Annotated in this window: 13 protein-coding genes; 5 read left to right on the top strand and 8 right to left on the bottom strand. The window is 65.6% G+C overall.

Annotation, left to right across the window (positions count from 1 at the left end; translation table 11 throughout):
* The first annotated feature begins 4 nt into the window (after positions 1 to 4).
* Complete coding sequence (locus ACVWW1_RS38020; RefSeq protein ID WP_456659415.1) at positions 5 to 1,579, top strand: isochorismatase family protein; 1,575 nt, start codon at positions 5 to 7, stop codon at positions 1,577 to 1,579.
* Positions 1,580 to 1,589: 10 nt separating this feature from the next.
* The gene (locus tag ACVWW1_RS38015; RefSeq protein WP_456659414.1) at positions 1,590 to 2,216 is read left to right on the top strand and encodes an FMN-dependent NADH-azoreductase; all 627 of its coding nucleotides are present in this window, start codon (positions 1,590 to 1,592) and stop codon (positions 2,214 to 2,216) included.
* A gap of 104 nt (positions 2,217 to 2,320) precedes the next feature.
* Here ACVWW1_RS38015 and ACVWW1_RS38010 read toward each other — a convergent pair whose 3' ends face one another.
* The 3 genes from ACVWW1_RS38010 to ACVWW1_RS38000 all read right to left on the bottom strand — a co-directional run bounded on the left by ACVWW1_RS38010 (position 2,321) and on the right by ACVWW1_RS38000 (position 5,035).
* Positions 2,321 to 3,688 (bottom strand): ATP-binding protein, encoded by a 1,368-nt coding sequence (locus ACVWW1_RS38010; protein WP_456659413.1) that lies wholly within the window; start codon positions 3,686 to 3,688, stop codon positions 2,321 to 2,323.
* Complete coding sequence (locus ACVWW1_RS38005; RefSeq protein WP_456659412.1) at positions 3,675 to 4,367, bottom strand: response regulator transcription factor; 693 nt, start codon at positions 4,365 to 4,367, stop codon at positions 3,675 to 3,677. Before ACVWW1_RS38005 ends, ACVWW1_RS38010 begins: the two co-directional genes overlap by 14 nt.
* A 146-nt stretch (positions 4,368 to 4,513) precedes the next feature.
* On the bottom strand, positions 4,514 to 5,035 hold the full coding sequence (locus tag ACVWW1_RS38000) for a hypothetical protein (protein ID WP_456659411.1): 522 nt from the start codon (positions 5,033 to 5,035) through the stop codon (positions 4,514 to 4,516).
* A gap of 435 nt (positions 5,036 to 5,470) precedes the next feature.
* Between ACVWW1_RS38000 and ACVWW1_RS37995 the strand changes: the two genes are divergently transcribed.
* Complete coding sequence (locus ACVWW1_RS37995; protein ID WP_456659410.1) at positions 5,471 to 6,934, top strand: catalase; 1,464 nt, start codon at positions 5,471 to 5,473, stop codon at positions 6,932 to 6,934.
* Positions 6,935 to 7,146: 212 nt separating this feature from the next.
* Here ACVWW1_RS37995 and ACVWW1_RS37990 read toward each other — a convergent pair whose 3' ends face one another.
* The 3 genes from ACVWW1_RS37990 to ACVWW1_RS37980 form a co-directional block, all read right to left on the bottom strand.
* Positions 7,147 to 9,486 carry a Tex family protein gene (locus ACVWW1_RS37990; protein ID WP_456659409.1) on the bottom strand — a complete coding sequence of 780 codons (2,340 nt, stop codon included), beginning with the start codon at positions 9,484 to 9,486 and terminating at the stop codon, positions 7,147 to 7,149.
* 119 nt (positions 9,487 to 9,605) lie between these two features.
* Positions 9,606 to 10,460 carry an amidohydrolase family protein gene (locus ACVWW1_RS37985; RefSeq protein WP_456659408.1) on the bottom strand — a complete coding sequence of 285 codons (855 nt, stop codon included), beginning with the start codon at positions 10,458 to 10,460 and terminating at the stop codon, positions 9,606 to 9,608.
* Complete coding sequence (locus tag ACVWW1_RS37980) at positions 10,457 to 11,503, bottom strand: aldo/keto reductase (protein WP_456659407.1); 1,047 nt, start codon at positions 11,501 to 11,503, stop codon at positions 10,457 to 10,459. The genes ACVWW1_RS37985 and ACVWW1_RS37980 overlap by 4 nt, the downstream gene beginning before the upstream one ends.
* Before the next feature lie 352 nt (positions 11,504 to 11,855).
* Between ACVWW1_RS37980 and ACVWW1_RS37975 the strand changes: the two genes are divergently transcribed.
* Positions 11,856 to 12,986 carry a hypothetical protein gene (locus tag ACVWW1_RS37975; RefSeq protein WP_456659406.1) on the top strand — a complete coding sequence of 377 codons (1,131 nt, stop codon included), beginning with the start codon at positions 11,856 to 11,858 and terminating at the stop codon, positions 12,984 to 12,986.
* A gap of 27 nt (positions 12,987 to 13,013) precedes the next feature.
* On the opposite strand, the gene ACVWW1_RS37970 is transcribed toward ACVWW1_RS37975, so the two are convergent.
* The gene (locus tag ACVWW1_RS37970; RefSeq protein WP_456659405.1) at positions 13,014 to 13,328 is read right to left on the bottom strand and encodes a monooxygenase; all 315 of its coding nucleotides are present in this window, start codon (positions 13,326 to 13,328) and stop codon (positions 13,014 to 13,016) included.
* A gap of 113 nt (positions 13,329 to 13,441) precedes the next feature.
* Between ACVWW1_RS37970 and ACVWW1_RS37965 the strand changes: the two genes are divergently transcribed.
* Positions 13,442 to 13,987: a TetR/AcrR family transcriptional regulator gene (locus tag ACVWW1_RS37965; RefSeq protein WP_456659404.1), complete on the top strand. Its 546-nt coding sequence runs from the start codon at positions 13,442 to 13,444 to the stop codon at positions 13,985 to 13,987.
* A 9-nt stretch (positions 13,988 to 13,996) separates the two neighbouring features.
* Here ACVWW1_RS37965 and ACVWW1_RS37960 read toward each other — a convergent pair whose 3' ends face one another.
* The gene (locus tag ACVWW1_RS37960; RefSeq protein ID WP_456659403.1) at positions 13,997 to 14,737 is read right to left on the bottom strand and encodes a class I SAM-dependent methyltransferase; all 741 of its coding nucleotides are present in this window, start codon (positions 14,735 to 14,737) and stop codon (positions 13,997 to 13,999) included.
* Positions 14,738 to 14,818 lie beyond the last annotated feature (81 nt).

Raw genomic sequence — 14,818 nt, 5'->3', positions numbered from 1 at the left:
CGCGATGACGCATGTCACGCTGCGCGCGGAGTTCGAAGACCTGATCGACCCCTATGCACCGGTCGGCCAGGTCGGCACCGGCTTCGATTTCACGGAGGGACCGATCTGGCATCCGGTCGATCACTTCCTGCTGTTCTCCGACATGCCGGGCGACGTACGCCGGCGCTGGGATGCACGGCGCGGCGTGGTCGAGGTCAAGCGTCCGTCGAACAAATGCAACGGCATGACCTATGACGCGGACCTCAATCTGGTCGTCTGCGAACACGCGACGTCGTCGCTGATCCGTGAGCGGCCTGACGGGCAGCGCGAGGTGCTGGCCTCGCATTACGAGAACCAGGAGCTCAACAGTCCGAACGACGTCTGCGTGCATTCCTCCGGTGCCATCTATTTCTCCGATCCCTGGTACGGCCGCATGCCGGTCTATGGCGTCGAGCGGCCGCGCCAGCTTGGCTTCCAGGGCGTCTATCGGGTGCCGTCGGGCGGCGGCGCGCCGAAACTGCTGGTCGACCGTTATCTGTTCGAGCAGCCGAACGGACTGTGCTTCTCGCCCGACGAGCGCATCCTCTATGTCAACGACACCGTGCAGGCACTGATCCGCGCCTTCGACATCGGCGCCAACGGCTCACTCGCCAATCCGCGCGTGTTCGCCTCCGGCATCCGCTCCGAGCTCGAACCCGGCCTGCCCGACGGCATGAAGTGCGACCAGCGCGGCAATGTCTGGGTCACCGCGCCCGGCGGCGTCTGGGTCTATTCGCCCGCCGGCGACCTGCTCGGCAAGGTCCGCCTGCCCGAGCTCGTCGCCAACCTCGCCTGGGGCGGCGCCGATTTCCGCACGCTCTATCTGACCGCGACCCATTCGGTGTACGCGATCCCGACCAAGGTCGGGCCGCGCCATGAGCCCTATATGAACGGCAAGCGTGGCGGCGCCAGCGCCGTATCGTCCTCCACTCCGGCGCCCAATCTCGCCGCTGGCGAGATGCAGATCGATCCGCAACGCTGCGCGATGATCATCCAGGACATGCAGAACGACGTCATCATGGATGGCGGCGCGTTCGCCTCTTCCGGCGCGCCGGCGCATGCCCGCCAGCAGCACGTCGTCGAGAATGTCCGCCGTGTGGCCGAGGCGGCGCGTGCGCGCGGCGTCGCCATCATCCATGTCTGGTTCGTGGTCGAGCCGGGCGCGCCGGGCGTGACGCTGAACGCGCCGCTGTTCGAAGGGCTGGTCGACAGCAAGGCGATGGTGCGCGGCAGCTGGGGCGCGGCGCCGGTCTCCGGTCTCGAACCGCGTCCGGGCGACTTCGTGGTCGAGAAGATGCGGATGAGCGCCTGGGAAGGCACGCGGCTCGAGACCATCCTGAAAGCGACCGGCCGCGATATGATCATCAACACCGGGGCCTGGACCAACATGTCGGTCGAGCACACCGCGCGTACCGGCGCCGACAAGGGCTATTTCATGATCGTGCCGGAAGATTGCTGCTCAACCATGAATGCCGACTGGCACAACGCTGCGATCAACTTCGCGCTGCAGAACGTCTCCGTGGTGACCAACGCCGACACCGTCATCAAGGCGCTCGGCTGAGAGGCGGACATTGCCAAAGCTGCTGCATCTCGCCTGCTCTCCCCGTGCGGATTCGGAATCGGCGGCCGGCGCGCGCATCTTTCTCGATCGCTTCCGGGAGGTACGGCCGGATTGGGAGATCGACGCGATGAATCTGTGGCGCGAGCCGTTGCCGGAGTTCGAGGGTTATCTGCTCGAGGCGAAATACGCCCGGATCGGCGGCAAGAGCTTTACCAACTCGCAGCAGGATGCCTTTGCCGTCGCCGAGCGCCTGGCGCTGCGGCTGTCGCTGGCCGACCGCGTGCTGATCTCGACGCCGATGTGGAATTTTTCCATCCCCTACAAGCTCAAGCAGTGGCTCGATGTCATCATCCAGCCCGGCCTGACCTTCCGCTTCGATCCGGCGCTGGGCTATCTGCCGCTGCTCAAGGACCGCCCGACGGTCGTGATCATCGCCAGCGGCAGCGACTTCGTCACCAGCATGAACCGCGGCCGCATCGACATGGCGACGCCCTATCTGCGCGAGGTGCTGCGCTTCATCGGCGTCAGCGACGTCCGCTTCGTGCCGATCGGCCCGACCACCGGCCCTACCGAGCCGATCCGCGCGGCGCGCGAGGCCGCGCACCGCCGGCTCGCGGAGATGGCGGGGCGGTTTTGACATGCTCTCACCGCATCGTAGTCCTTGCGAAAGCCAGGACGACGGCGAGTGTGTGGTCCGAGTTGTGAGCCGCGTCCGCGTCCTCGCGACAGCGCCAACACTCGCTACGTCTCCGTCGGCGGAAACACGAGCCTGCACAACAGTCCCGGTGCGTTGTCGCGCAGTTCGATGCGCGCGCCGTGCAGGCTTGCGACCGCCGCGACCAGGCTGAGGCCGAGGCCGTTGCCTGGCGTATAGCGGCTTTGCTCGAGCCGATAGAAGCGCTTGAAGACGCGATCGTGCTGCTCGGCTGGGATGCCGGGGCCGTCGTCGGCGACCGAAATCACCGGCCCGCCCTCGTCGTTGTCGCAGGTCACGGTCACCCGTCCGCCCGGACGGCCATGCTTGATGGCGTTGTCGACGAGATTTGCGATGGCGTCGAACAGGAGGTCGCGATCGCCGGTGACCAATACTGCCGGATCGCCCGCTAGGTCGAGATGGGTGGTGACCTCTTCGGCGGCGGCATCGTAGAGCTCGACCACCTCGCCTGCGATCTCGACGAGATTGACGGTGCGGAACGCGCCCCTGCGCGCCCGCGTCTCGATCTCGGAAATCCGCGTGATCGACGCGAACATCCCGAGCACCGCGTCGAGATCGGCGATGGTGTCGCCGATCAGCGCCGCATCGCCCTCCCCGTTGCGCGGGGCGTGATAGGCCTTCTCGAGCCGGCCGCGCATGCGGGTCAGCGGCGTGCGCAGGTCGTGGGCGATATTCTCGCTGACCTGCTTGACGTCGCCCATCAGGGTCTGGATGCGATCCAGCATCAGATTGAGGTTCTCCGCGACGCGATCCCATTCGTCATGACTGCCATGGAGCGGGATGCGCTGGTCGAGCCCGGAGAGCATGATGGCGCGGCTGGTCGCATTGATCGACTCGATCCGGCCGACCGTTCGCCGCGTGACCCCGATGCTGGCGGCGGCCGCAAGGCCGATGATCAGCACGACGACCGCGATCCCCGCGGCCCTGATCTGCGCCATGAAGCCGTCGAGATCGCTGATGTCGCGGCCGACCAGCAACCGATCACCGCCTGGCAAGGTCGTCGTCACGGCGCGCACGAGCGCGGTTCCCGAAGGCAGCTGCGGCAGCGAGATCCGAAATTCCGTCCAGCCGTCCACAGCGGTGTCGGCCGGCCATTGCTTGAGATTTCCCGCGAGCACCACGGAGCCGGGGCCGACCAGCAGATAAACCTGATCGCCCTTGTTTGCGATGCGTTGCGCGATCAACGCGGTCAGGCCATCGCGGCCGGACCGCGCATAGGCATCATCCAGGCTTGCCTGCTCGGTCATGATGGCGCGGTCGGACCTGTCGCGCACATAGGACAGCGTCGACCAGTAGACATAGGCGAAGATCGCGGACACGATCAGGCCGAACGTACCGATCGCGATCAACGCTAGGCGGAACGTCGACGATCTGAGGGTCTTAGCCAGGAGCACGGAGGCAGTACCCGATGCCGCGGATCGTGTGGATCAGCGGATAGGCTTGCTGGTCGTCGACCTTGCGGCGCACCCGGCCGACATAGACGTCGATGATGTTGGTGGAAGGATCGAAGTGCAGGTCCCACACGTGCTGCAGCAGCATGGCGCGCGACACCACGCGGCCTTCGTTGCGCGCGAGATATTCGAGCAGCTGAAATTCCTTTGGCAGCAGCGGAATCTTGCGGCCGCGGCGGCTTGCCGTCCGCGCGATCAGATCGACCGCGAGATCGCCGACCCGCAGGATGGTCTCCTTGGCAACGGTCTCGCTGCGGCGGCCAAGCGCCTCCAGCCGCGCCAGCAGTTCGACAAAGGAAAACGGCTTGACCAGATAGTCGTCGCCGCCGGCGCGCAAGCCGCGTACGCGATCATCGACCTCGCCGAGCGCACTGATGATCAGGAACGGCACCGCGATGCCTTCGTCGCGCATCTGGCGCATCACCGTGATGCCGTCGATGTCGGGCAGCATGCGATCGATCGTGATCACAGCATAGTCGCGCGCCGCGCCCTGGCTCAGCGCCTCGCGGCCGCTCGCCGCCAGATCCACGTCATAACCGCTGGTGGTAAGCTCCTCGACGAGTTGACCCGCGGTTTCCGGATCGTCCTCGACGACGAGAATGCGGCGGTGAGCTCCGGTCATGTTCTTGAACTCTCCGAGTTGTCCTGAACTCCCCGAGTTCTCAAACTCTCCGAGCGCCCCGCAACGGTCGCCGCCAGACTATCCCATTCCGGGGCTGGATGGAACGCCTGGCGACGGCCGCGACAACGGTGCGGTTCGTTGGGCGATCACCAATAGTCCCCGCACACATTGATCCATTGCGGACCGTACGACGTCCATACCCTGCGGTAGCAGCCGTCATAGTAATCGGCATAGATGGCGGGCCCGCCGAAGAAGGCGAAGCGATGGAAGCGGTGGTGGTGGAAGAAGCCGCCATGATGGAAGAAGCGCGAGCCGTGGAATCCGGCGCCGGCGAAGCGCGGGCCGAACGCCGGTGCACCGGCGAAGCGCGCGCCTCCAAAATGCCCACCGGCAAAATGTCCGCTGCCGCCCATGGCGGCGAACGCCATACCTCCACCGCGCATGCCGCCACCGAAACCGCCGGCATGCATTCCGCCACCAAAACCGCCACCGTGCATGCCGCCGCCCATGGCGCCACCAAAACCGCCGCCATGGCCGCCGCCGAAGCCACCGCCACCGCCGTGCCCACCACCGCCACCGCCGCCACCTCTGGCGAAGGCTACGGGTGCAAGCGCAACGCTGACAGCGAGCGTCGCCGCCGTGATAAACGTGAAGAGCCTGCTCGTCATGAAATCCTCCCTGATTGGGACCGCGGCAAACCTCGTGTCGCCGCACGCAGAGCATGATCAGAAGACGCAAGCGTGAGGCCGACTTCAACTGACAAATGCGCCAGATTCTGACGCCGGATTTAGGATTGGCGAGGAGGCCGGCACGCGCCGCAAATGGCTGGATCACGGGCCGCGCCTGCGTTGGCCGGGATCGACGGACATTTGGCTGGAATCAGCGGATGGCGGTTGTTGAATCGATCCGCCGGGTTTCTTAATCCTGCGCCGATCCAAGAGACACACGTCGTCGCGGCGGGATCGCAGATCCGGTTCACAATTTGTCGATCACCGGGTCTCCCCCGTTGCGCCGGCCGTAACCGATCCGCGATGCAATCGTCTTTTATCAGGCTCCTCCGGGCGCCGGGACGACGAGTGCTGACTTCCAGCAAGGAGTTTTCGATGAACGACGAAATCAAGAGACCGTTTCTGACCCACGCCTCCGGCGCACCCGTTGCCGATAATGTGAACATCATGACGGCGGGTCCGCGCGGGCCGGCGCTCTTGCAGGATGTGTGGCTGATCGAGAAGCTGGCGCACTTTCACCGCGAAGTGATCCCGGAGCGTCGGATGCACGCCAAGGGCGCCGGCGCGCACGGTACCTTCACCGTCACCCACGACATCACGCGCTACACCAAGGCCAGCATCTTCTCGGAGATCGGCAAGCAGACGCCGATGTTCGCGCGGTTCTCCACCGTTGCCGGCGAGCGCGGCGCGGCGGACGCGGAGCGCGACATCCGCGGCTTCGCGCTGAAATTCTACACCGACGAAGGCAATTGGGACGTGGTGGGCAACAACACGCCGGTGTTCTTCTTCCGCGATCCCCTGCGCTTCATCGACCTCAACCACGCGATCAAGCGGCATCCGCGCACGGGCGTGCGCGACCCCGACATGAACTGGGACTTCTGGACGCTGCTGCCGGAAGCGCTGCACCAGGTCACCATCGTCATGAGCGAGCGCGGCATTCCGAAAAGCTTCCGCCACCAGCACGGCTTCGGCAGCCACGCCTACAGCATGATCAATGCCAACAACGAGCGCGTCTGGGTGAAATACCATTTCCGCACCCGGCAAGGTGTCCAGAACCTGACCGACGCCGAGGCCGAAGCACTGATCGGCAAGGACCGCGAGAGCCACCAGCGCGATCTGTTCAATAGCATCGAGCGCGGCGACTTCCCGCGCTGGACGCTGTTCATCCAGGTGATGACGGACGCGCAGGCCAGGGCCTTCCCGTTCAACCCGTTCGACCTGACCAAGGTGTGGCCGAAGGCGGATTATCCCCTGATCGAGGTCGGCCATTTCGAGCTCAACCGCAACCCGGAGAATGTCTTCGCCGAGGTCGAGCAGGCGGCGTTCACGCCGGCCAATGTCGTGCCCGACATCGGCTATTCGCCGGACAAGATGCTGCAGGCCCGCCTGTTCTCCTATGGCGACGCGCAACGCTACCGGCTCGGCGTCAACCACCACCAGATCCCGGTCAACGCGCCGAAATGTCCGTTCCACAGCTATCACCGCGATGGCGCGATGCGCACCGACGGCAATCTGGGCGCCACGCTGACCTATTGGCCGAACAGCCATGGCGAGTGGACCGACCAGCCGCAACTGAACGAGCCGCCGCTCGAGATTACCGGCGCCGCTGCACATTGGGATCACCGCGTGGATGACGATCACTGGCAGCAGCCGGGCGATCTGTTCCGCAAGATGAATGCCGCACAAAAGCAGGCGCTGTTCGACAACACCGCCCGCCAGGTCGGCCAGGCGTCGAAGCACATCCAGGAACGGCACGTTGCGAATTGCAGCAAGGCCGATTCCGCCTACGGCAAGGGCGTGGCGGACGCGCTGGTGAAGTCCACCGCTGGCAAGCTTTAGGCAGGACGTCCCCTGCCGCCCCGTCATCCTGAGGTGCCCGCGGAACGGGCCTCGAAGGATGAATCGGCCAGAGATGGGGCCGTGCATCCTTCGAGGCTCGCAAGAGCTCGCGCCTCAGGATGACGGGGATTGCTTAGGCAACTCGGCCAGACGCGTCACGCAGTCGATTTGAAACAGGGCGGTGAGCGCAGCTTGCCGCCCTCGTCTGCGGCTCAGGTCGGCTTGCTGCGCCCGCTCTTCTCGGCCGCGCGGCGCAGCGCCTCGGCGAGCGCGCCGCCGCCGGACTGCTCCTGCGGACGGCGCGGAGCCGACGACGTCATCTTGGCCGAGCCGCGCGAGAAATCGCGCGACGGGCCCGCGTTGTCCTTCTTCGGCCCGATCTCGTCGTCGAGCCGCAACGTCAGCGCGATGCGCTTGCGTGCGACCTCGACGTCCAGAACCTTGACCTTGACAATATCGCCCGGCTTCACGACTTCGCGCGGGTCCTTGATGAAGTTCCGGGACATGGCGGAGATGTGCACCAGGCCATCCTGGTGCACGCCGATATCGACGAAAGCACCGAAGGCGGCGACATTGGTCACGGTGCCTTCAAGGATCATGCCCTTCTTGAGGTCCTTGACCTCCTCGACGCCGTCCTTGAACACGGCCGCCTTGAACGCCGGACGCGGGTCGCGGCCGGGCTTTTCCAGCTCGCGCAGGATGTCGGTGACGGTCGGCAGACCGAACGTGTCGTCGACGAAGGATTGCGGCCTGAGCCCGCGCACCACGTCGGCATTGCCGATCAGCGCCTTGATATCGCTCTTGGTGGCCTCGAGGATACGGCGCACGACAGGATAGGCTTCCGGGTGCACGCCGGATGAATCGAGCGGGTCCTCGCCATTGCTGATGCGCAGGAAGCCGGCGCATTGCTCGAACGCCTTCGGCCCGAGCCGCGGCACCTCCTTCAGCGCCTTGCGCGACTTGAACGGGCCGTTGGCGTCGCGGTGCTGCACGATGCTCTGCGCCAGCCCCTGTCCGATGCCCGACACCCGTGAGAGCAGCGGCACCGAAGCGGTATTGGCATCGACGCCGACCGCGTTCACGCAGTCTTCCACCACGGCATCGAGCGAGCGCGCCAGTTTGGCCTCGCCGAGATCGTGCTGGTACTGGCCGACGCCGATCGCCTTCGGATCGATCTTGACCAGCTCGGCCAGCGGATCCTGCAGGCGCCGCGCGATCGAGACCGCGCCGCGAATGGTGACGTCGAGGTCGGGCAATTCGTTCGAGGCGAAGGCGGAGGCCGAGTAGACCGATGCGCCGGCTTCGGAGACCACGATCTTGGTCATTTTGCGCTCGGGCAGCCGCTTCACGAGCTCGGCGGCGAGCTTGTCGGTCTCGCGCGAGGCCGTGCCGTTGCCGATCGCGATCAGCTCGACGCCATGCTCGATCGCGAGCTTGCCGAGAATGGCCAGTGCCTCATCCCAGCGCCGTTGCGGCTCGTGCGGAAAGATCGCCGTATGCGCCACCACCTTGCCGGTGGCATCGATCACCGCGACCTTGACGCCGGTGCGATAGCCGGGGTCGAGCCCCATGGTGGCGCGCGGTCCGGCCGGCGCCGCCAGCAGCAGGTCGCGCAAGTTTGACGCGAACACGCGCACCGCCTCGGTCTCGGCCGCGGTCCACAGCCGCATCCGCAGGTCGATGTTGAGATGGATCTGAATCTTGGTGCGCCAGGCCCAGCGTACCGTCTCCGTCAGCCACTTGTCGCCCTTGCGGCCTTGGTTGGAGATCGCAAAGCGGTTCATGATCCGGAGCTCGTAGAGGCCGGGCACGCCGACCACCGGCTCCTGCGCCTCCGGCTTGATTGCGAGGTCGAGGATCTCTTCCTTCTCGCCGCGGAATAGCGCCAGGATGCGATGCGACGGCAGCTTCGGCAGCGGCTCGGAGAAATCGAAATAGTCCTTGAACTTCTCGCCTTCGGTCTTCTTGCCGGTGCGGACGGTCGAGGCCATGATGCCGTTCGACCACATCTCCTCGCGCAGCGCGCCAATCAGATCGGCATCCTCGGCGAAACGCTCGACCAGGATCGCGCGCGCGCCGTCCAGCGCGGTGGCGACGTCGGCGACCTGCTTCTCGGCATTGACGAAGGGAGCAGCGGCCTCGTTCGGATCGTTCTGCGGCTGGGTCAAGAGGAGATCGGCGAGCGGCTCGAGGCCGGCCTCCTTGGCGATCTCGGCCTTGGTGCGGCGCTTCGGCTTGTACGGCAGATAGATGTCTTCCAGGCGGCCCTTGCTGTCGGCGGCCATGATCTGGGCCTCGAGCGCGGCATCGAGCTTGCCCTGCTCGCGAATCGAATTGAGCACCGCGGTGCGCCGTTCCTCGAGCTCGCGCAGATAGGTCAGCCGCTCTTCCAGTGTGCGCAGCTGGGCGTCATCGAGCGCGCCGGTGAGCTCCTTGCGGTATCGCGCGATGAAGGGCACCGTGGCGCCGCCGTCGAGCAGCGTCACCGCCGCCTCGACCTGCTCGTCGCGAACTCCCAGCTCCTGCGCAATCTGATGATGGATCTTTGCCACGCCTGTCTCTCTCACCCCGTTGCGCCGCCAAATCACCGATGGCGCGGACGCCGCTTATGGACCATCCCGGAATGATTCATCAAGGCGCGCTGTGGATCAAATTTGGCGCCTTGCGCGCGCTATTTCCGGGATGTTGGCCGTCCGCGACTTGACAAATAGACCCGCGCCGCATTGCCGCCGAAAATCGCAGCTCTTGCCTCACTTGACAAATCAGCAAGCAAGGTCTCTGTCGCCGCGAACCATTGCGCATAGCCGCCGGCAAGATTGACGACGGGCCAGTCGCTGCCCCACAGCATCCGCTGCGGCCCGAAACATGCCAGTGCATGATCCACGGCCTCGCGCAAATCGGCGACCTGCCAGTTCGGCGCCGCCTCCGTCGCGAGGCCCGACAGCTTGCAGACGACGTTGGACCGTGACGCAAGGCTTGCGATGTCGGTCTTCCAGGCCGCGATGTCGCCGGTCGCGAGTTGCGGCTTGGCGAAATGGTCGAGCACGAATTGCAGGTCCGGATGGCGATCGACCAGCTGAACAAGCCGTGGCAGATGGCGCGGCAGCGCCAGCGCGTCGAAGACCAGACCATGCCGCACCATGGCTTCGAGCGGCGCCGCCAGTTCCGGCCGCAGCAGCCAGTCGTCATCGGCGATGTCCTGCACCATCGGCCGCAGACCGACCAGCAGTTCGCGATCGGCGATCGCATCGATCCGCGCCGCGGCATCGGCGGCATCGAAATCGATCCAGCCGACCACGCCGCGCACCAGCTCCGAGCCCTTGGCGACGTCGAGCATGAACGCCGTCTCCGCCTCGGTCGGCGCCGCCTGCACCAGGATCGTACCCTCGATGGCGGCCGCGGCGAGATGCGGCATCAGGTCGGCCAAGCCGAAGTCGCGGTAGATCGGCCCGCGTTCGGGCGTCAGCCAGCCGTAATCGGCGCGCGCCAAGGTCCACACATGGTGATGGGCATCAATCCGCATCATGCCGGCACCGGCGCGTGCTGGTCGAGCAGCCCCTCGGCTTTCAGGTCACGCCAAAGCGCGGCGGGGACGGACGACGACAAGGCGGCGGCGTTGCGCTCGACCTCGTGCGGCGTTTGTGCGCCGAGCACGACGCTCGCGACCGCCGGATGGCCCAGCGCGAAATGCAGCGCGGCGGTCGCGAGCGCCACGCCGTTGATACGGCAGACGCGTTCGATTGCCGCCACCTTCCGCATCACGTCGGGCGGCGCGTCCTTGTAATTGTACTTGGCGCCGGCAACCGCGCCGGTCGCCAGGATGCCGGAGTTGAACACGCCGCCGAGCATCACGCCGATGCCCTGCGCCTGCGCCTGCGGCAGGAATTCGGCAAGCGCGGGCTGCTCGAGCAGCGAGTAGCGGCCGGCGAGCAGCATGGTGTCGAACGTGCCGGCCCTGGCGAAGCGCACGCACATCTCGGCCTCGTTGACGCCGATGCCGATGCCCTTGACCACGCGCTCGGCGCGCAATTTGTCGAGCGCGACATAGGCGCCCTCCATCGCCTCGCGGAACCTGGCTTCGATCGCATCGGCACCATGGGTCCAAACGTCGACGTCGTGGATCAGCAGCAAGTCGATATGATCGGTGCCGAGCCGTAGCAGCGACTGTTCGACCGAGCGCATGGTGCCGTCATAGGAGTAATCGACCACCGCGCGATGCGGCTGGCCGCCGACGAAATTCGAGCCGTCGCCGCGGCCATGGAACGGGTCCATCCAGCGCCCGACCTTGGTGCAGACGACGATGTCGTCACGCGCCACGCGGCGCAGCGCGGTGCCGCAGCGATGCTCGGCGAGACCATGCCCATAGAGCGGTGAGGAATCGAGCAGGTTCACGCCCAGCGCGAACGCGCGCTCCGCTGCTGCGATCGCGGTAGGGTCGTCGAGCCGCGCGAAGAGGTCGCCGAGCGGCGCGGTGCCGAAGCCGAGAATGGAGACATCGAGCCCGGTGCGGCCGAGCCTGCGGCGTGGCAGCGCGGGGGAACCTGGACCGGAGGGTTGTTGTTGGGTCATTGGAGTTTCCCACCTACGTTTCTTGTTAGCCCCTCTGACAAGACTAGCGTCGTTGACCGGGATCGTGAAGAGACCTTGGTCACCAACTTCGCGGTGAGACTCATCGCACACAGGACGTATCGCTGAAACGCGATCGACAACTTCACGTTGCTTATTGGTGGGAAATGGGCTATGGGAGCGCTCCGCAATTCCAATGAAGGAGGCGACGATGTTCAGGTTTGTACGCTTCCCGGGTTCGCCGCGCGATATTTGACGCGCGTCCCGGGATCGAATCCCGGGTGAAATCGCAACACCCATACGCAATCTAATCTACCGCGAGCCATACGGCTCCGCGCTTGCGGAAACCATTGTCATGACCTTGCCGCTTCTGGTGGCCTCTCGTCGGGAGGCCAAACGCTCTGCGCTGCTCGAACGACAGCTGCGGAGATATCACCCGCACGTTCAGGGAAAAATCCGCGCGCTCGCCATGCGGCACACGCGTCTTGCCGACCTTGCCGCAAGCTTTCCTGGCCTGCTGCTTGCGCTGGCCGTGCCGCGGACCGCGCTCGACCCTGCGCGTGCAATCACACGCGTCATCGATGGCCAATCCCTCGCGGATGCCGCAGACGCGGCAGGCATTCCGCTTTGGCTGCGAAGGCTGCCTCCGGAAGCGTTCACACGTCCGATCACGGCGCTACCCGATGACGAACTGTTTCGCCGACAGATCGCGAACCACCTGCCGCAATTGCCCAAGCTCACGCCGATCTGGCTGCAATCCGTCGCCACGGTTGCCGAACTCGCACATGCACCGGCAGCCGTCTGGATCGCGCGCGAGCTGGTCCGGGTGCCGCCGCGTACCGATCCTGGGCGGCTGCGGCTCGTCAGTCTGTGGGCGTGGTTCTCCACCCAGCCGACCACGCTGGGGCATACGCTGATCGACCGGAGATGGACACCGAACATGCAGATCGGCTCGGCGCTCGCGGCCGCCAACGCGTGGCGCACAATGGTTGCGCTGCATGTCAGCCTCGGCTCTCAGCCGATCGCAGATATGTGGCTGCAGCCAGGTCACGTTGCCGGTTACCACTTCATCCCACTGAATTCGACGGCGGATATCGCAGAAGAAGCCGAGGCCATGCAGAATTGCCTCCGCACCTACGGCTCCAATCTCGCTCATAATCGCTCGCGGCTCTGGAGCGTCAGGCGTTGTGGACAACGCGTCGCCACCCTCAGGATTGCGGTCCAGTTTGCGGATCCACTGCCAAGCATCGTCGAGCTCAATGGAATCCGAAACACCGCCGTGCCGCGCGAGATTTGGTGGGCAGCGCGCCAATGGTTACATGCGCACGACCTGTTGCGGATCGACATGGCGCAACGCAAATGGGGCACTGCGCCACTCGACCGCCCAACCTGGCGCGCAATCTGGCGGCCATACTGGCTCGCCAAGCGACAGATTCCGGAATGGCTGCCGCTCGCTCCCTCGCGCAGGGTGCTCAATGCGCTGTGATGTGCCTCCGCCGTCGCTGCGTTGTTGCTACCGGTCGGCAACAATCTGCTCGGCGACATTGTCGACCACGACGGGGCTCTCGAAGTATGTGACCGTCGCATCCGCGCCGTATTTCTCGCGGGCGCGGGCGCGCCACGCAGCGGTGTACAGCGCTTCCGCCTCACCCCTCGAGTTCCAGAAATAGATGCCGCCGGCCGTCATGCCGTCCTCGGACAGCACATAGGTCTTGCGAAACAGCCCCGGCACGTCGCGATAGAGCGGTGCGGTGCTCAGGAAGATGCTGCGCGCTTCCTCGCGGTTGACCGGCTTCGGCAATCTGAACGTCGTGACGGCGGTGATCATTTGGACCTCCTGGGCATCATTCTTGACATGATTGTCAATCTTGACGATAGTGTCAATAATGGTCTGCTGGAGCAAACCGAATGGTAGGCATGCGTCAGTTTGACGAGGACGAGGTGATCGCAACCGCGCTCGACGTGTTCTGGCGCAAGGGGCTGCACGACGCGACCATGCAGGACCTCGCGGCGGCGACCGGCGTGCAGCGCGGCAGCCTTTACAACGCCTATGGCGACAAGGAAGCGATCTTCCTGCGCGCCTTCGATCAGTATACCGGGCAGTTCCTGGAGGCGGCCGGCGACGCGCTCTCCCACGGCGACGCCGCGGCGGGGCTGAGGCACTTCTTCGACATGATCATCGTCAACATGACTGACGGTTCGCCGCCGCGCGGCTGCCTGACCACGCGCACGGCGCTCGACGCAGCCATTTCAAGCGCGGATGTGCGTCAGCGGGTGCAGGACGTGCTCACGCGGCTTGAGCATCTGATCGGCAAGGCTGTCAGTGCGGCGCCGGGCAAGCGCAGCGCGGCCGATGCGAACCGGCTGGCGCGCGTCATCGTGACGTACACGCGCGGGCTGGCCGTGATGGAGCGCGCCGGATACAGCCGCAAGCAGTTGAGGGAATTGGCCACGACGTTCGTCGACGCGGTCGTCGGCAACGCCTGACATCACGGTTCAGCCCGGCCGCCTGCGCGACCACGCGCCGACGAAGGTCGGCAGCGCAAAAACGCCCTGCGTGGCGACCACCTCGCTGCGCAGGCGCTCGGCAAAACTGTCCAGCGCCAGATCCGCTTCCGTGGCAACGCCGAGCTTGACGATATGCGGCAGATTGCTGCGCAGGCCGCTCGCCATGTAGTCGTAACCGTCGAAATCCGTCCCGCCTCCGGCCGGCGCAAACAGGCTCATGCGCGGCGCGGGAAGCCCGGCTGCGACGAAGGCGCCGTGCAACGACAATCCCATGCGGTTGTTCAGACCCGCCCGGTGAAACATCTCCTTCACAATGCCCCACGCCTGCGACAGCAGCGGCGACGGCGGATTGGCGATCGGCCCCTCGCCCCAGTCGAGATCCTGGAACGCCACGATGCCATCAGGCTTGACGTGCCCGAGCAAGTGTCGAATCAGCGCCGCGGGATCCTTCACATAGATCAGCACGAGCCGGCCGACGACCGCATCGAAATCCCGGTCGAGCTCGATCGTGCTGATATCGCCGACCCGGAACGAGACCTGGCTCAGGCCGAGCGAGCGCGCCGTGCCCGCGGCTTCCTCAACAATGGCGGGGTTGCTGTCGACCCCGACGACCGCCCCCCGCTTTCGCCGACCAGGCCAGCGGCAATGAACGACACGTTGCCGGCTCCGCTTCCGACGTCGAGGACCTTCATACCCCGCGAGAGCCCGGCCTCTTTCAGGAGTTGCCATGTGGACGTATCGTAGAGCTGCGACTGGCGCTTGAGCCTGTCGGTCTCCGCGGTCGAACGCCCCATCACATAGTTCGGATCG

Source organism: Bradyrhizobium sp. JR3.5, assembly GCF_054057015.1.
This window is presented reverse-complemented; position numbering and strand designations above follow the sequence as displayed.